The 16,562-nt window shown below is 53.7% G+C and carries 16 protein-coding genes; 7 read left to right on the forward strand and 9 right to left on the reverse strand.

What is annotated here, in order from left to right; translation table 11 throughout:
• Positions 1 to 26: 26 nt before the first annotated feature.
• From yajC to ACRRUX_RS19435, 7 genes are all read left to right on the forward strand, one after another.
• Positions 27 to 359: a preprotein translocase subunit YajC gene (gene yajC / locus ACRRUX_RS19405; RefSeq protein WP_432533694.1), complete on the forward strand. Its 333-nt coding sequence runs from the start codon at positions 27 to 29 to the stop codon at positions 357 to 359.
• Between the two features lie 18 nt (positions 360 to 377).
• On the forward strand, positions 378 to 2,231 hold the full coding sequence (gene secD / locus ACRRUX_RS19410) for a protein translocase subunit SecD (protein WP_432533696.1): 1,854 nt from the start codon (positions 378 to 380) through the stop codon (positions 2,229 to 2,231).
• Between the two features lie 14 nt (positions 2,232 to 2,245).
• Positions 2,246 to 3,193, forward strand: a complete 948-nt coding sequence (gene secF / locus ACRRUX_RS19415) for a protein translocase subunit SecF (protein WP_432533698.1) — start codon at positions 2,246 to 2,248, stop codon at positions 3,191 to 3,193.
• Between the two features lie 204 nt (positions 3,194 to 3,397).
• Complete coding sequence (locus tag ACRRUX_RS19420) at positions 3,398 to 3,721, forward strand: DUF2007 domain-containing protein (RefSeq protein WP_432533700.1); 324 nt, start codon at positions 3,398 to 3,400, stop codon at positions 3,719 to 3,721.
• Positions 3,722 to 3,843: 122 nt separating this feature from the next.
• Entirely contained in the window at positions 3,844 to 4,218 is a 375-nt protein-coding gene (locus tag ACRRUX_RS19425) for a rhodanese-like domain-containing protein (protein ID WP_432533702.1), read from the forward strand.
• A gap of 25 nt (positions 4,219 to 4,243) precedes the next feature.
• On the forward strand, positions 4,244 to 5,155 hold the full coding sequence (locus ACRRUX_RS19430; RefSeq protein WP_432533704.1) for a precorrin-2 dehydrogenase/sirohydrochlorin ferrochelatase family protein: 912 nt from the start codon (positions 4,244 to 4,246) through the stop codon (positions 5,153 to 5,155).
• A 218-nt stretch (positions 5,156 to 5,373) separates the two neighbouring features.
• Entirely contained in the window at positions 5,374 to 5,910 is a 537-nt protein-coding gene (locus tag ACRRUX_RS19435; protein WP_432533706.1) for a YaeQ family protein, read from the forward strand.
• A gap of 60 nt (positions 5,911 to 5,970) precedes the next feature.
• Here the strand turns inward: ACRRUX_RS19435 and ACRRUX_RS19440 are convergent, their stop codons facing one another.
• From ACRRUX_RS19440 to ACRRUX_RS19480, 9 genes are all read right to left on the reverse strand, one after another.
• Positions 5,971 to 6,363, reverse strand: a complete 393-nt coding sequence (locus ACRRUX_RS19440; RefSeq protein ID WP_432533708.1) for a rhodanese-like domain-containing protein — start codon at positions 6,361 to 6,363, stop codon at positions 5,971 to 5,973.
• 1 nt (position 6,364) lies between these two features.
• On the reverse strand, positions 6,365 to 6,580 hold the full coding sequence (locus tag ACRRUX_RS19445; protein WP_432533760.1) for a YgaP family membrane protein: 216 nt from the start codon (positions 6,578 to 6,580) through the stop codon (positions 6,365 to 6,367).
• Positions 6,581 to 6,684: 104 nt separating this feature from the next.
• On the reverse strand, positions 6,685 to 9,882 hold the full coding sequence (locus tag ACRRUX_RS19450; protein ID WP_432533710.1) for an efflux RND transporter permease subunit: 3,198 nt from the start codon (positions 9,880 to 9,882) through the stop codon (positions 6,685 to 6,687).
• Positions 9,882 to 10,910: an efflux RND transporter periplasmic adaptor subunit gene (locus ACRRUX_RS19455; RefSeq protein WP_432533712.1), complete on the reverse strand. Its 1,029-nt coding sequence runs from the start codon at positions 10,908 to 10,910 to the stop codon at positions 9,882 to 9,884. The genes ACRRUX_RS19450 and ACRRUX_RS19455 overlap by 1 nt, the downstream gene beginning before the upstream one ends.
• 159 nt (positions 10,911 to 11,069) lie before the next feature.
• A complete protein-coding gene (locus ACRRUX_RS19460; RefSeq protein ID WP_432533714.1) occupies positions 11,070 to 11,786 on the reverse strand; it encodes an SIMPL domain-containing protein in 717 nt (238 codons plus the stop codon).
• A 116-nt stretch (positions 11,787 to 11,902) separates the two neighbouring features.
• A complete protein-coding gene (locus ACRRUX_RS19465; protein ID WP_432533716.1) occupies positions 11,903 to 13,141 on the reverse strand; it encodes an OmpP1/FadL family transporter in 1,239 nt (412 codons plus the stop codon).
• Between the two features lie 333 nt (positions 13,142 to 13,474).
• On the reverse strand, positions 13,475 to 14,932 hold the full coding sequence (gene putP / locus ACRRUX_RS19470) for a sodium/proline symporter PutP (RefSeq protein WP_432533718.1): 1,458 nt from the start codon (positions 14,930 to 14,932) through the stop codon (positions 13,475 to 13,477).
• Positions 14,933 to 15,240: 308 nt separating this feature from the next.
• Positions 15,241 to 15,945: a DUF3379 domain-containing protein gene (locus tag ACRRUX_RS19475; RefSeq protein WP_432533720.1), complete on the reverse strand. Its 705-nt coding sequence runs from the start codon at positions 15,943 to 15,945 to the stop codon at positions 15,241 to 15,243.
• On the reverse strand, positions 15,938 to 16,501 hold the full coding sequence (locus ACRRUX_RS19480) for a sigma-70 family RNA polymerase sigma factor (RefSeq protein ID WP_432533722.1): 564 nt from the start codon (positions 16,499 to 16,501) through the stop codon (positions 15,938 to 15,940). Before ACRRUX_RS19480 ends, ACRRUX_RS19475 begins: the two co-directional genes overlap by 8 nt.
• Positions 16,502 to 16,562: the final 61 nt, after the last annotated feature.

The following is a 16,562-nucleotide window of genomic DNA, read 5'->3' on the forward strand; positions in this document are numbered from 1 at the left end:
TTTTTTATCAACAAGAAGAGAAGACAATGTTTATTTCAAACGCTTACGCCAACGCTGCCGGTGCACCTCAGGGTGGCGGTACCATGGAACTGATTTTCATGCTGGTCATCTTCGGCCTGATCTTTTACTTCATGATCTACCGTCCTCAGGCCAAGCGCGTTAAAGAACACAAGAACCTGATGTCTGCGCTGGGTAAGGGTGATGAAGTCCTGACCAGTGGCGGTATTCTGGGTAAGATTGCCAAGATCAGCGATGACAATGATTACGTGCTGCTGAACCTGAATGACAGCACTCAGATCACCATCAAAAAGGACTACATCGCCGCTGTGCTGCCAAAAGGCTCTATCCAGTCGCTGTAACGCCAAGAGGGCAAAGGTGTGTTAAATAAATACCCCATGTGGAAAAACCTGATGGTGATTTTGATCATCGCCGTCGGTTTTTTCTATGCACTGCCAAACCTCTTCGGTGAGGATCATGCTGTGCAGGTAGTGGGCACCCGCGGAGTTGAGGTGACTGCTGCAACCCAGACCCAAATCGATGACTTGCTGACCAAAGAGGGTATTGCGGTCAAGCGTTCGGATCTGGAGAACGGTCAATTGCTGGTTCGCGTGGCGAACGCAGATCAGCAACTGGCAGCCAAAGAAGCTATCGCGGCCGCGCTGGGTGACAAATATACCGTTGCCCTCAACCTGGCTCCTGCGACCCCAAGATGGCTGGAAGATTTGGGCGGCAGTCCAATGAAACTGGGTCTTGACCTGCGTGGTGGTGTGCACTTCCTGATGGAAGTGGACATGAACGAAGCCATTCGCAAGATGGAAGAAGCCAAGGTCGCGGATTTCCGCAATCAGTTGCGTGAAGAGCGTATCCGTTACTCAGGTATCAACCGCACAGCTAAAGGTATCGAAATCCGTTTCCGTGATGAAGAAAACCTGCAAAAGGCTGAGAGTTTCCTCAAGTCCCGTAACGGCAATGAGATGGTATTTACTGATGTGACCGAAGGCGACAAGTACGCTTTGCTGTCTACCATGAGTGAAACCTATCTCAAGCAGGTGAAGGAAGAGGCGCTGTCGCAAAACATCACCACTATCCGTAACCGGGTAAACGAACTGGGTGTGGCTGAGCCGGTGGTGCAGCGTCAGGGTGCCGAGCGCATCATCGTTGAACTGCCTGGTGTGCAGGATACTGCCCGTGCCAAGGAAATTCTGGGTGCTACTGCGTCCATTGAATTCCATATGGTCGATCAGCGTGCTGACATGAAAGATGCTCTGGAAGGTCGTGTGCCTGCCGGCAGCGAAGTCTATCAGCGTCGCAGCGGTGAACCTGTAGTGCTGTATAAAGAAGTGATGCTGACTGGCGACCATATCACCAGCGCTCAGCCAACCTTCGACGAGTACAGCCGTCCTCAGGTGGCTATCGGTCTGGATGCCAAGGGTGGCAACATTTTCTCCAACGTCACCAAAGACAATATCGGCAAGCCGATGGCGACTTTGTTCATCGAGTATAAAGATACCGGTGACAAGAACCCAGACGGCAGCATCAAGATGAAGAAGATCGAAGAAGTGATCTCGGTCGCGACCATTCAGGCGCGTCTGGGTCGTAACTTCGTGATCACCGGTTTGACTCATGGCGAATCCCAGAACCTGGCGCTGCTGCTGCGTGCCGGTGCCCTGATTGCGCCTGTGTCTATCGTCGAAGAACGTACCATTGGTCCAAGTCTGGGTCAGCAGAACATTGAATCCGGTCTGCAGGCGATGATTTGGGGCATGGTTATCGTGCTCATCTTTATGATGGTGTACTACCGCGCCTTTGGTTTGATTGCCAACCTGACACTGTGTGCCAACCTGATCATGATTGTCGGTATTATGTCGATGATCCCGGGTGCTGTGCTCACCTTGCCGGGTATTGCCGGTATGGTGCTCACGGTCGGTATGGCGGTTGACGGTAACGTGCTGATTTACGAGCGTATCCGCGAAGAACTGCGGGCCGGTCGCAGCGTGCAGCAAGCCATCAGTGAAGGTTACGGCAATGCGTTTTCAACCATTACCGATGCCAACATTACTACCTTTATCACAGCGTTGATCCTGTTTGCTGTGGGTACCGGTGCCATTAAAGGCTTCGCCGTGACCCTGATGATAGGTATCGCTACCTCCATGTTTACTGCCATTGTCGGCACTCGCGCTATCGTGAATGCCATCTGGGGTGGTAAGCGTGTGAAGAAACTGTCGATTTAAGGGAGACGACTGTCATGATGCAATTAACCGCATTTAAAAACACCATCGACTTCCTTAAGCACGCCAAAGTGATTGCGGCGCTGTCTGTGCTGCTGACCATCGCCTCTGTGGTGTGTCTGGGAACCAAAGGGATCAACTGGGGGCTGGATTTCACCGGCGGGACTGTGGTGGAGCTGGAGTTTTCCAAGCCAGCCGAACTTAATGCCCTGCGTGATAATCTGACTGCCGATTCAGTGAAAGGTGCCGTGGTACAGAACTTCGGTTCAACCCGCGATATCCTGGTGCGCCTGCAGGCAAAAGAAGGCTTCAAGAGTGATGTTCAGGTCACTGAAGTGATGGCTGCCGCTCAGAAGCTGGACCCAAGTGTGGTGCAGAAGCGGGTGGAGTTCGTGGGACCTCAGGTCGGTAAAGAGCTGGCTGAGCAGGGTGGTCTGGCGGTACTGGTGGCACTGATCTGTATTTTGATCTATGTGTCCTTCCGCTTTGAGTGGCGTCTGGCCGCGGGCGCTGTGGCGTCTCTGGCGCACGACGTGATCCTCACCCTTGGGGTGTTCTCGCTGCTGCAGCTGGAGTTTGACCTGACGGTTCTGGCGGGCGTACTCACGGTTGTGGGTTACTCACTCAACGATACTATCGTAGTGTATGACCGGGTGCGTGAGAACTTCCTTAAGATGCGTAAAGCAACTGCCTATGAAGTGATTAACGCCTCCATCACCCAGACCATGAGCCGGACCATTATCACCACAGGTACTACGCTGATTACCGTTGTGGCGCTGTTCCTCAAGGGTGGCACCATGATCCACGGTTTCGCGACAGCACTGCTGATGGGTATTCTGTTCGGTACTTACTCATCCATCTATGTGGCCAGTTACATGGCTTACAAGCTGGGGGTAAACCGCGAGCACATGATGCCAGTGGAAGTGGAAAAAGAAGGTGCTGATCAGCCAAGCATTATGCCTTAAGCTGACAAGCTCTGATGACACCCAAACGCCTGCCTGATGCAGGCGTTTTTTTTGTGTTTATAGAAAGCGCGACAAACCTGCATCGGCACTGGCTTGCAATGGTATTGGGGCTAAATGTGTATTTGGTAATCAAGTGATTGCTACTTGACAGTGTCAGCGCTTTGCGGAAGATGAGCACAGCGGTAAAAAATGAGCAGGATAGCCATGGAAGAACGTAAATGTTTGGTTGCCGGAGGGAACTTGCTTCAGGCACATACCTGGAAAGGATTGCTGGAAGCCAGCGGCATAATGGTGGAACTTCGCGGCGAGGCCCTGATGGGCGGCGTTGGTGAGTTACCCGTGGACATGCAGACGGTTGAATTGTGGGTGCCTGAGCTGAGTATTGATGCTGCCAGGCAACTGCTCAGTCAACTTCAGGCTGATTTGCCCCAGTGGCAATGTTTGCAGTGTCAGGAGTGGAACGATGCCAGTTTCGAATTGTGCTGGAATTGCAGCGCTGAGTGCTGCGAGCGCCACAATGACTGCTGAAACCTCATGGAAGTCGATAAATCCCGAACTCTGTCAATGTGATAGCCGGTATTTTTGACGCTATTGAGTTGCCCGTACGCGGCTGGGCGCATTACACTGGGGTATCGTCTTGATCCGTTACCATGCAGGAGTTGATTGTGCAGCATAATCCCGGATTTGAAGCTCTGGTCGATAGCATTCGCCCGGGGATCATCGAAATGACCATTGAAGATTATCAGGCCGACGACAGCTGGCAGCTGGTGGATGTGCGTGAAGACAGGGAATGGCTCAAGGATCGTTTGCCCAGAGCGGTACATCTGGGGCGGGGCGTTATCGAGCGTGACGTTGAAAGCCGTTTTCCTGATAAGTCCACGCCTTTGCTGCTCTATTGCGGTGGTGGTTATCGCAGTGCGCTGGCGGCTCACAATCTGCAATTGATGGGCTATACCAGGGTTGCTTCGCTGGTTGGTGGTTACAAGGCCTGGGTCCAGCGATTGCTGCCTTTGGTGAAAGATTGAGGCTTAAGCCTGTGGACTCTGCCTGATGCAGTATTTTCCTCTGTTTGTTGATACTCAAGGGTTGCGGGTGCTGATTGTGGGGGGCGGTGAAGTCGCTGCCCGCAAACTGGATTTGCTGGCCCGCACCGTTGCGGAGATCAGTCTTATCGCGCCGGATATCTGTGACGAGATCCAGACAAAGTCCCTCAGTCGTGCTGTTACCTTAATTCATCGGGAAGCAGTGGATGCCGATATGCCAGGCTGGGATCTGGTGTATTTGGCCACGGACATTGATGCGCTGAATCAGTCACTTGCCGCCGCAGCCAAAGCAGGCGGCGCGCTGGTGAATGTGGTCGACAGCCCGGATGACTGTGATTTTATCACCCCATCCATAGTGGACCGTGGCCGTCTGGTGGTGGCCATCAGCACCGCCGGCGCGGCGCCTGTGTTTGCCCGGCAAATCCGCGCCAAGCTTGAAGCCATGTTGCCTGCCTCTTTGAGTCCGTTGCTCAATTTTGTCGCGTCAAGACGGGATGATGTGCAGCACAAGCTGCCGTCAGGCAAAGCCCGTCGGGTATTCTGGGAGCGTTTCTTTCATTTCAACGGTGAGCGTTTCGACAGCCAGACCGAGCTGTGTTATGACCTGTCATTCAACAATGTCGCCACCCCGGGGGAGCTGTTATTGCTGCGGCAGGATATTCATGCTGAGCTGTTACCTCTGGCGGTGGTACCTTTGTTGCAGCGGCTTGATGCAGTATACGCGGAAGTGGAGCTGCCCGAAACGCTGAATGAATTGCTGCGCCGCGATGCCAGTCGGGGGAAATTACCCAGACTCAGCGAGCTCAGCCAGGCGATTCAGCGCGGCGAGCGCATGCTCATTTATGCTGATAGCGCAACTATCTCTCAGCTCAGGGCGCATTTCCCCGAGGCCAGGTATGTGCAGCCAGGTGCGCTGTAGACCCGCCTTAAACAGACGTGGCGGCGGTTGGTGGCTTTCGTGACCGCTTCCTGTATCTAAGTTCCGTATCCAGCCTTGCCGGATAGTCCGTCGACGGGTCCACCTTTGATGACCCAAAGCATACATATTGCTTTCAATTTGTTGTAACCGCTTATCCAGGTTGACAATAAGTCGATGCCTGTTAGGCTTCGGTGAGCATTTTTACCCGGAGCCGATACATGGCACTCAAAGCCACCGTTTTTAAAGCCAACTTACAGATCGCCGACATGGACCGGCATTACTACCATGACCATGGGTTAACGCTGGCCCAGCACCCCTCAGAAACCGATGAACGTATGATGGTACGTTTGCTGGCGTATGCGCTCAATGCCGATGAAGGGCTGGAATTCAGTAAGGGGTTGTGTGTCGATGATGAAGCCGAACTTTGGCTGAAAGAGCTGTCCGGTGACATTCGTTTGTGGGTGGAATTTGGTGAGGCCGATGAGAAGTGGTTGCGCAAAGCGGCCGGACGCGCCAAACAGGTGAAACTCTATGCCTATGGTGGCCGCAGTGTACCTGTGTGGTGGCAGAAGAACCAGTCTACCTTCGGCCGTTATCAGAATCTGGAAGTGTGGAATATTCCCGCCGAGCAGGTGCAGGCCATGGGACAACTGGTGAGCCGCAGTATGCAGTTGAACTATTCGGTCAGCGACGGTGAAATTTACGTGTCCAACGGCGCAGATACCGTATTGGTCACGCCAGAACGTCTGAAGTAACCCTGCTTGATGCAGCAAACAAAAAGCCCGGCTATTGCCGGGCTTTGACGTTTTGGCGTCTTATTTACTGCCATTGCCAGGCTGGTGGGACATCAGGCCATCATAGCCCAGGCCATTGAACGTATTGCTGTAGCCCAGGTTTATCAGTGCCCGCTGTGCCTGGCCACTGCGGTTGCCGCTGCGGCAATAGAGCACAATATCGGCATCTTTGGGGATCTGGCGGGCGGCAAATTGCTGTGTGACTTCCGGCAACGGGATATTAATCGCGCCGGGCAGATGACCCTGAGCAAATTCTGCCGGAGTACGGACATCGACCACCATCGCGCCATTGGCGGCCCGCTCCCAGGCTTGCCGGTATATGTCATCATTGGCTTGAGCCATACCGGTAAACAGGGAGGTAAATAAAAACACAGGCGCCAGTATGCGTCTGACAATGGTAGAAGCTGAAAACATGTCAATTCCTTCTGATGGAAAGTTCAGCTTCTGATTTTACGCCCATACGACGCATCAGCATAGCCGCCGGGCAAAATCCCGTGAAGGCGCTCTGAAACAGGTTGGCACCGACAAAGGCCGTCAGCCAGATGAAGTTGTGGCTGACAGTTGCCGTCAGAATTAATGACAGGATCACCATAAAACCGGCGAAGGCCATGATGGCGCGCTCCAGTGACATGGGCTTTTTGCTTGTTTGTGCAGTATTCATTGTTGTTCTCCCGGCGGCACCTGAGTGCCGCCCATGTTGTTCAAGATTGATGTTGCTTAAGATTGATTGTGCGTTCAGGATTGCGCTTGTTTTGGATACTGCCATGCGTAATACAGCAGCGGGATCACCACCAGCGTGAGCACGGTCGATACCAGAATGCCGAAGATCAGACTGATGGCCAGACCATTGAATATCGGGTCATCCAGAATGAACAGCGCGCCTATCATGGCGGCGACTGCCGTCAGCATGATGGGTTTGGCCCGCACTGTGGAGGCGGATATCACTGCCTCAGCCAGTTCTATTCCCCGAGCCTGTTGCAGCTTGATAAAGTCCACCAGCAGGATGGAGTTGCGCACGATAATCCCCGCCAGGGCGATCATGCCGATCATCGAGGTGGCGGTGAACTGAGCATGCAACAGCGCGTGCCCCGGCATCACCCCTATGATGGTCAGCGGAATGGGCGCCATGATAATGAGTGGCACCAGATAGGAGCGGAAGTGCGCGACCACCAGCAGGTAGATGGCAATCATGCCCACACCGTAAGCGATACCCATGTCGCGGAAGGTTTCGTAGGTGATTTTCCACTCGCCATCCCACAGCACGGCGATTTGATCCAGTCCTGAGGGCTGCTGGATATAGTTCTGCGCCATATTTGGGAATTTCTGCTCAAGCTCAGCGGCGATATCGAACATGCCGTACAGCGGGCTGTCCAGCGGCCCTGCCATATCGGCGGTCACCATGATCATGGGCACCATGTCCTTGTGCACAATTTCACGCTCAATAAAGCCCTTGTCGATATGTACCAGTTCAGCAATTGACACAGGTCCCCGGGCTCCTGTGAGGGTCATGTTCAGCAGCGCATCCAAATCCATCTTGCAGCCTTCTTTCAGCTCCAGCCGGATGGGCACAGGGGTCTTCTGACCATCCAGATGCAGGGTGCCGGCATCCTTACCGCCGATGGAGGTCGCGATGGCATCCACCACGCTGGCATAGGAGACGCCAAGCAGCGCCGCGCGCTGACGGTCAATGCGCACTTGCCACTTTTGCTGATCCGCCGGGATCATGATGTCGATATCCACCACATCCTTTGTGGCTTCAAACTGGGCTTTAACTTCCAGCGCCGCCTGTTTACGGATGGCCGGGCTCGGGCCATAGACCTCAGCCACAATAGGAGACCAAACCGGTGGGCCGGGCGGCACTTCCACCACCTTGACCACAGCGTTGTGATTTTGAGCGATTTGGGTCAGCTGTGGCCGTACCGCCAGCGCGATGGCATGGCTGTCTCTGTCTCTGTGATGTTTATCCTGCAGGTTGACCTGAATATCGCCCAGCTCCGGGCTTTGGCGCAGGAAGTAGTGACGCACCAGACCGTTGAAGTTCATTGGCGCCGCTGTACCTGCGTACAGTTGCAGATCTTTGACTTCCTCAACAGTCAGCAGATAGTCCGCCATCTCCCTGAGCACGCGTTGGGTATCTTCCAGCGGTGTGCCCTCGGGCATATCGACAATTACCTGGAACTCAGATTTGTTGTCGAACGGCAGCATTTTCAGTACCACATGTTTGGTCAGCGGCAGTGCCAGTGCCATGGCGATCAGGGCAATTATGCCAAGGCCAAGTAAGCCACGGGCTTTGCGGCCATCACGGCCGTGCAGGAAGGGACCCATTAACTTATTGAACAGCCTGTGCAGCCGAGGGTCGGTGCCGTCCACATCATGGGGCGCACCTGTGTGACGTTTCAGCAGTTTTTCTGCCAGCCAGGGCGTTACGGCGAAGGCGATCACCAGCGAGATGAGCATGCCCATGCTGGCATTGATGGGGATGGGGCTCATGTAAGGGCCCATCAGCCCGGACACAAATGCCATGGGCAGCAATGCCGCGATGACGGTGAAGGTGGCCAGAATGGTCGGCCCGCCCACTTCATCCACTGCGCCCGGGATTAAGCTGCGCAGCGGTTTGTCTGTCATCGACATATGCCTGTGAATGTTTTCCACCACCACAATGGCATCATCCACCAGAATGCCGATGGAGAAAATCAGCGCAAACAGTGACACCCGGTTGAGGGTAAAGCCCCAGGCCCAACTGGCGAACAGGGTGATAGCCAGGGTGATGATAATGGCGATGCCCACCACCACGGACTCTCGCAGCCCCATGGTCAGCACAACCAGCAGCACCACGGCCGCGGTGGCGAAGATAAGTTTGAAAATCAGGGTGTTGGATTTTTCAGCGGCGGTCTGACCATAGTCACGGGTGATCTCGGCCTTGATGTTGTCCGGCAGCAGCACATTTTCCACTGCGGCAATACGCTCGCGCACCGCTTTGGCGATATCCACCGCGTTTTGTCCGGCCTGCTTGCCAATGGCAATGGTGACCGCCGGGAAGGTGCCGGTCTTGCCTGTGTAAAACACGTTGTTGTCAGGAATATCTGCCGCCAGAGTAATATCGGCGATGTCTCCCAGATACACCGGCTGCTGGCGGCCATTGTCATCGGCAATAACGGCAACCAGTAGCTGCTCGACATCTGCCTGACTGTGCAGGAATTGCCCGGCCTGCACTTTGATCACCTGATTGTCCTGTACCAATGGCGCTGGCATGGATATCAGGTTGTTACTTTTCAGGCTTTGGCCGATTTGATCAAACGACAGACCATAGCCTCTGAGCTTGGCCGGATCGATACGCACATTGAGCACCAGCTGATGCTGGCCCACTGTGTAGACTTCACGGGTGCCGGGAATGCGTTTGAGCTCTGTCTCCAGATTTTGCGCAACCCGGGTGAGGGCGGGCGCCGTAACGCCCGGATCTTCACTCCACAGTGTCAGATTAACGATGGGCACATCATCAATGCCGCGGGGTTTGATCAGCGGCTCACCCACACCGGAAGACGCCGGCAGCTTGTCCATATTGGAATAGAGCTGATTGTACAGGCGTACAATGGCTTCCGAGCGGGGCACACCCACATCGAAGGCCACGATAAACATGGCACCATCAGCGCGGGAGAAGGAGTACAGGGTGTCGATATCGCGGATCTGCGAAATTACCTGCTCCGCCGGCAGAGTCACCAGCTGCTCCACTTCCCTGGGGGTGGCACCGGGGAAGGGCACAAACACATCGGCGAAGGTCACATCGATCTGCGGCTCTTCTTCTTTCGGGGTCACCAGAATGGCGAACAGACCCAGCAGCAGTCCCAGCAGCGCCAGTAAAGGTGTGATGGCATTGCCCAGAAACAGCGCCGCAATCCGGCCTGAAATTCCCAGATTATCTGTCTGTTTGTCCATTATGGTGTCCTCTGCTTGAGCAGTGCATCATAGGCATTGAGTGCAATCTCATCCCCGGCTATGAGGCCTGCCAGGATCACCACCTGATCTCCCTGTTTTTCACCGACGCGCACCTGAGTCAGCAAAAAGTTGTCGCCCTGTTTCAGGTACACCGCGCTCAGTTCATTTTGGGTATAGAGCGCACTCTGGGGAATGGTCACCATTGGGCGTTTGTCCACGACGAAGCTGGCCTTAGCCATAGTGCCAGGAGCCAGTTCCGGGGTCTTATCGGGAAACGGCACCCGGACTTCAAAATTGTGGCCAACGCCGGAGGCGAAATTGAACACCTGAAAATCAGCCAGCTCAAAGCGGCGGCCATCGTCCAGAACTATGTCAATTTGGGGATTGTTTTTGAGGGCGCTGAGGTACTGCTGCGGCACCATCAGCACCGCCCGCATCTGATCCAAAGAATAGCCGGACAGCAACGGCTGACCCGGTGCAACAGCTTCACCTATTTCGACATGACGCTGGGTCACTATGCCGGAGAAAGGCGCGTAAACCTGAGTGTATGCCACGGACTCACGGGCTTTTTCAACCTGGGCTTTGGCAGCTTCCACTGCGCCCTGGGCACTTTTGGCCTGAGCCGTCACCCGGTCCATATCGCCTTTGGAGACGGCGCCCTGGGGAAACAGTTCACTGAAGCGTTTGAGTTGTGCCTGGGCATCGGTATTGAGTGCCAGCGCCCGGGCATATTCTGCTTCGGCGGCAGCCAACGATGCACCCTGCTCGGTTGAGGTGATCTGCAACAGGCTGGCATTGGCCGGCACTCTATCGTTAACGTCATAACTGATCGACAGAATTCGTCCTGAGGTCTGTGCGGATACTGTCGCCGCCTTGACCGGTTCAATGGTGGCATCCAACGTCAGATATCTTTCTTTGGGGGCGTCATTGACAGTCATACTGGCGATGGGGCTGTCGGCGGCCACGGCAATACCGCACAGGGACAATCCTAACAGCAGCGGGCTCAACATCCTGGTTCGTCTTTTCATATTTTGATCTCTGCAAAGCTGATTGCAATCCATGAGAAAATTCTAATGGAAGCGAAGGGCCACGACAACAATATTTATGAAAAAAATCTAATGAAAGATCTATTTCCCTGATCTAACTGGAGAATACATCGAATTACCGGGCAAAAGCAGCCTTGTGATTCAGTCGGTTAAGTAGTAGGTGAGGGTTGATACCACCCTGACATTCTTGATGTAAGGGGTATTACTGTCCCTGTCTGAGATGATGAATTGCCCCTGACTGGCGGTTTTAATTTTCCCCAGTCTGGAGTCTGAGTCCCGGGCGAATTTTTCTGCAACTTCCCGGGCGTTTTGAGTGGCCTGTTGGATCATCCCGGGTTTGATGTCGTTGAGCCCGGTATACAGATATTCAATGCGGCTTTGATATTCGTCTGTGGCAATAGTGACGCCTTTTTCCAGCAATTGAGTCAGCTTGCCCCGGCTCAGACGCACCAGATCTACGTTGTTGGTATAGACAGACACAGTGGATTTGGCGAAGTAGCGGTATCTGACGTTAGGGTCGACATAGCCGCGGGCCTGTCTGTCTTCAATGTTGGGCAGGGAGATGGTGATCTCATCATCCTGAAAGCCCAGTGACTTGAGGAACTCAACCACCACAGCGGTTTTGCTTTCGACGTTGCGATACAGACTGTTGAGGTCATTATCGACCTCGGTAAATTGGATCGGCCAGATGGCGATATTGGCACTGACCTCCTGCTCGGCCAGACCTTTGACATTGACGGTGCGATCCATGGATTTGACTTTAAGCAGGGTATCGCCTGCCAGCCAGGCGGCACCCACCAGTCCGGCGGCCAACAACAACCCCAGGATCAGGGCGGCCAGAGGGGAAGAGGCTTTCATATTCGCTCCTTGCGTTTGCCAATTCAGGCTTCACTTTACCGCTACCGCTGTTTGCCGACAACAAAACAAAACGCCCAGCAATAGCGGGGCGTTGGCAGTGACACTGGCAGCTTAACTTAGAAGTTGTAGCTGTACTGCACTGAGAAGTAGTTGGCACCTGTGTTGGTGACTGCGCTCAACTCACCGAACAGGGACTTTTCGGTGATACGGGTTTCTTCACCCATAACATGGGCAAAGCCGAAGTCTACGGCAGACTTGTTGCTCAGGTGGTAAGTGGCACCAATGGCAACCCACTGACGATCAGAGTCCGGGATCGAGATAGATTGAATGTCATCCACCACGCCCTGGTCATAGGCGTAACCGGCACGCAGGGTCCACTGATCATTCAGGGTGTAAGTACCACCAACGCTCAGGAACCAGGAATCTTTCCACTGGTACTCTTTGAGCACTTCATCAGGACCGTGCAGATCCACGGAAGTAAAGTTGCTCCACTTGGTCCACTGAGCGGTATAGGACAGGGCAAATTGCTCGGTCAGCTGGTGGAAACCGGCGAACTGGGCGATGTCCGCCATAGGTACAGTCAGTTCATCGTGATCAGCCAGTGGTTTTCCGGGGATTTGCAGCTTTTTCAGGGTGCCTTCAACTTTCATATCAGGACTGAAGCGGTAGCTCAGACCAAAACGGTTATTGGCATTCAGTTCATAGGTCACACCCACGATACCGCCAAAGCCAACACCGTCAGCTTCAACGTCAACCACCTTCTTGTCACCACGAGTCAGAACGCCTTCACCGTAGATAACATCAACACCTGCACCCACGCTCCAGTGTTCGTTGATACGGGCGGAGATGCTGGCATTGAAGTTCACTGTGGTGACTTCAGTTTTACCAATCAGGTCGATTGGCGACAGACCCCTGCCGGCAGTCAGGTCAGCGGTGTCGGTGCCGGTACCATAGTTGGAGAAAGCACCCAGACCGAAGGCAAAAGTATCGTTAATTGGCTGAATATAGAAAGCGTTGGGAATGATCTTGCCTTCTGCCGCATTATCCAGGCTGCCGTATTCAACCGCCATAGGCTGACCGGTAACAGGATTTCTGGTGCTCAGAGAAGCATCGTTGATTTCAGCAGTCACATCCGCGTAGGTCATACCCACTGACAGTGCTTTGTCATCAAACAGTGCCATAGCAGCTGGGTTACGTGCCAGTACAGAAGCATTGTCAGCGATAACGGCATCACCGGCGAACGCGCGGCCAATACCTGTGGCAGATTGGCTGTTCAGCTGGAAACCGGCAGCCATGGCTTGTGAACTTGCGGCAGTAATGGCTACTGCCAGGATGGTCTTGTTGAAGTACTTCATTATTATCTTCTCTTTATCGTGGAGGTCGCTCTGTGTCGCCCCCTCTAATATTGCGGGCTATGGTAGGGAGGTGGGGGGATTCCAACAACTCCGACCAGAGCTTAAAAAATGTTAATTAACAGTTAATTCAGACGCTTGTTCTGTCGGTAAAATTTATGCCTGAGTAACGCATTGAGGTCAGACCTCAGTATTGTCGGCTTATGCAGTGATATTGCTGTTTGATGCATCTGTTGGATGTTTGTTGATTGCTGTTTTGGCTGGTGGCATAAAAAATGGCGTACACATGTACGCCATTTAGGGAAAGATCAAATTTCAGGCTGCGCAATGACCAATTTATTGGCTGATCCTGGCATGGAAACGATCAAATCCGGCCAGAACTTTGGCATTGGGTCTGCTGATACGGCTGATACCCCAGCCTGCAAGTGTCGCAAATACGAATCCAGGCACTATCTCATACAGGTCGAAGACGCCGCCATTTAACTGTTTCCATAATACCACTGTGGCGGCGCCTGCCAGAATGGTGGCAATCGCGCCGTTGCGGCTGTAACCGCGCCAGAACAATGACAGCAACACCACCGGACCAAAGGCTGCACCAAAACCTGCCCAGGCATAGCTGACCAGCTCCAGCACACTGCTTTGTGGGTCCAGCGCCAGCACTCCGGCAATCAGGGCAATGCCAAGCACGCCCAGACGGCCGACCCACAGCAATTCGTTGTTATCTGCTGAGGGACGGATCCAGCGGCGGTAGAAGTCTTCTGTGATCACACTGGAGCAGACCAGCAACTGGGAGTCGATGGTACTCATGATGGCCGACATAATGGCCGCAATCAGCAAACCAGCCACCCAGGGATTGAAGGCAACCTGTACCAGATGAATAAATACCGTTTCGGCGTTGGTCAGCGGTGTTTCATAAAAATACAAATGGCCGGCAAAGCCGACACCCAGGGCGCCAATCAGTGCCAGCAGCATCCATCCCATGGCGATATTGCGTGAGGTCGGAATTGCGGCGTCAGACTCAATGGCCATAAAGCGGCTGAGGATGTGTGGCTGACCGAAATAGCCCAGGCCCCAGGCCATCAGCGAAACAAAGCCCAGCAAGGTCATGGATTCAGGCCACAGATGCAGCATTTGCGGTGTGATACTGTCTTTGGCTGCCAGCGTCTGGGGCTCACTGAAAATGGTCACCGGCACAATAATCAGTGCCAGCAACATCAGAATACCCTGGAAAAAGTCGGTCCAGCTGACCGCGAAGAAACCACCAATAAAGGTGTAGGACACGATAATCGCCGAGCCCAGGATCAGCGCAGTGACATAATCTAGACCGAATACCTTTTCAAACAGAATAGCCCCGCCAACCATGCCGGAGGCGGAGTAAAAGGTGAAAAACAGCAGGATAGTGGCGGCGGACACCAGCTTGAGTAAACCGCTGCGGTCGTCCAGCCGGTGTTCGAAAAACTCGGGTAAGGTGAGTGCATTGTCTGCCATCTCGGTAAAAATCCGCAGACGCCGGGCGACAAACAGCCAGTTCAGCAGGGCGCCGATAAGTAAGCCAACACCAATCCAGATTTCACCCAGACCATGCATATACACAGCACCGGGTAACCCCAGCAATACCCAGCCGGACATGTCAGAGGCGCCGACACTCAGGGCGGTGACAGCCGGCCCCATTTTTCGGCCACCCAGTATATAGTCGTCGACCGAGTCTGTGGCTTTGTAGGCCCAAAAGCCTATCGCCAGCATCAGTAAAAGATAACCGGCAAAAGTTATCAGAATGGGCAATTCAACAGTCATGATGACCCCAATTATTGTTTTTGTTGGAAATATGTATATCAAACAGGGGCTGATAACCCGTATCCGGGCTCCCTGCATTGCAATGGGCGCCATGGTAGCAGATGTGTGACTGAACTCTCAAATTACTGATAGATCACAGGACGTGTCAGATATCCTGTGTCAGGTGTCAAAATGGGCTGCCGCCAGCATGGACGATTGCCGGGGTTGGCCGGAAAGAGCAGTCAGGCTGAAAAGGGGGGCTGTAGAGGTAAATACAGTATCGCAGGCCCCATCCTGAAATAATGAATGGGGCTTGCTGACAGGGGGCGTTAGATGAATGTCTGGTTGAGTTCGCGACTGACCTCAGTCAGGTCCTGCTGATCTTCACCCACCAGCAGCAAAAACGCATCCCCGCGCGTAAATCCCAGTCCTTGCAGATGATTATCGGCAAACTGAGTCTCCATCGACATGCGATCCTCGGTTGGCACAATAAACAGGGTGACTTTGCCATTTTCCCCCTGCATTACCAGATGCAGGCTGCGAACGCCCTGAAAATCACAGTAGGTGCTGTAGAGGATCCGCCCTGGCTGGGCGACAAATCCCTGATCGCTGAAACCGCTGAGTGATGCCAGTTGCGCATTGACCTGATTGAAACTGATGTCGCCGTGGGCACTGAGGGCCGCGGGCTCATGCAGAACATGGGCAATGGCATGTTCGCTCAGGGCAATGGGGGCCATCCGCCAGGTCGCATAGCCTACCCCCAAAACCATGGCGACCGAGGCAGCCATCGCCATCAACAGCGGTGCAAATTTGCGACTGCGTTGCTGCTCGGCCAACTGTTGATTCAGCAACAGACGTTCCGCCAAACCTTCAGGTACATCCACCTGCAGGGCTTGGGCGATTTTGACATCCAACTGATTGAGGTCCTGCAAAAACTGTTGGTGCTCAGGACTTGCCTGCGCGGCATCGATAAACTCCTGCTCGCGGTTTCGCGGATTGGCATAGGCCCTGCGGCGAAATTCTAACTCATCCATTGGATTGACCTCTGATCTCGTTGTGCTCCAATGCATCTTTCAATTGATTACGGGCTCTGAACAGCCGGGTCATCACAGTATTGCGATTGAGCTCCAGCATCTGGGCAATCTCATCGCCGCTGAAGCCCCCGATAATCTGCAATACCAAAGGCTCCCGGTATTCAGGTTCCAGTTTGGCAATTTGCCTGCGGATCCAATACTGCTCGGCGTGGTCTTCGTGGCTCAGGCTGTCAATGTCAGACAGACTGTCCTGCTCCACATCGGAATAATCGAACTGTTTACGTTCGAACCGACGTGCGTTTTCCCGCCGCAGTATGGTAATCAGCCATGCTTTCGCCGCTTTTTCGTCCTTCAGGGAGTCCAGTGATTTCCATGCTCTCAGAAAGGTCTCCTGAGTGATGTCTTCTGCTACCTGTTTATCTCCGCACAACCAGAAGGCATATCTGAATATGTCTGTGTGCAGCGCCCGGACCAGGCTGTCGTAAAGTCGTTGTTTATTCAGCATGTCAGAGTTGACCGACTGCTCCGACTTTTTCTTTCGCCAATTTATCATCATTTTTATGGTCGACGTTTTTCAGGAAGGGTGGCTGAATTTTATGCTAGCTGAAATTGGCGGA

The sequence above is a fragment of the Shewanella sp. GXUN23E genome, assembly GCF_050865035.1.
Taxonomy (GTDB): Bacteria; Pseudomonadota; Gammaproteobacteria; order Enterobacterales; family Shewanellaceae; genus Shewanella.

Coding starts and splice junctions, on each gene's coding strand:
- yajC (WP_432533694.1), top strand. CDS start 27: ATGTTTATTTCAAACGCTTACGCCAACGCTGCCGGTGCACCTCAGGGT.
- secF (WP_432533698.1), top strand. CDS start 2,246: ATGATGCAATTAACCGCATTTAAAAACACCATCGACTTCCTTAAGCAC.
- ACRRUX_RS19420 (WP_432533700.1), top strand. CDS start 3,398: ATGGAAGAACGTAAATGTTTGGTTGCCGGAGGGAACTTGCTTCAGGCA.
- ACRRUX_RS19425 (WP_432533702.1), top strand. CDS start 3,844: ATGCAGGAGTTGATTGTGCAGCATAATCCCGGATTTGAAGCTCTGGTC.
- ACRRUX_RS19430 (WP_432533704.1), top strand. CDS start 4,244: ATGCAGTATTTTCCTCTGTTTGTTGATACTCAAGGGTTGCGGGTGCTG.
- ACRRUX_RS19435 (WP_432533706.1), top strand. CDS start 5,374: ATGGCACTCAAAGCCACCGTTTTTAAAGCCAACTTACAGATCGCCGAC.
- ACRRUX_RS19440 (WP_432533708.1), bottom strand. CDS start 6,363: ATGTTTTCAGCTTCTACCATTGTCAGACGCATACTGGCGCCTGTGTTT.
- ACRRUX_RS19445 (WP_432533760.1), bottom strand. CDS start 6,580: ATGTCACTGGAGCGCGCCATCATGGCCTTCGCCGGTTTTATGGTGATC.
- ACRRUX_RS19450 (WP_432533710.1), bottom strand. CDS start 9,882: ATGGACAAACAGACAGATAATCTGGGAATTTCAGGCCGGATTGCGGCG.
- ACRRUX_RS19455 (WP_432533712.1), bottom strand. CDS start 10,910: ATGAAAAGACGAACCAGGATGTTGAGCCCGCTGCTGTTAGGATTGTCC.
- ACRRUX_RS19460 (WP_432533714.1), bottom strand. CDS start 11,786: ATGAAAGCCTCTTCCCCTCTGGCCGCCCTGATCCTGGGGTTGTTGTTG.
- ACRRUX_RS19465 (WP_432533716.1), bottom strand. CDS start 13,141: ATGAAGTACTTCAACAAGACCATCCTGGCAGTAGCCATTACTGCCGCA.
- putP (WP_432533718.1), bottom strand. CDS start 14,932: ATGACTGTTGAATTGCCCATTCTGATAACTTTTGCCGGTTATCTTTTA.
- ACRRUX_RS19475 (WP_432533720.1), bottom strand. CDS start 15,945: ATGGATGAGTTAGAATTTCGCCGCAGGGCCTATGCCAATCCGCGAAAC.
- ACRRUX_RS19480 (WP_432533722.1), bottom strand. CDS start 16,501: ATGATGATAAATTGGCGAAAGAAAAAGTCGGAGCAGTCGGTCAACTCT.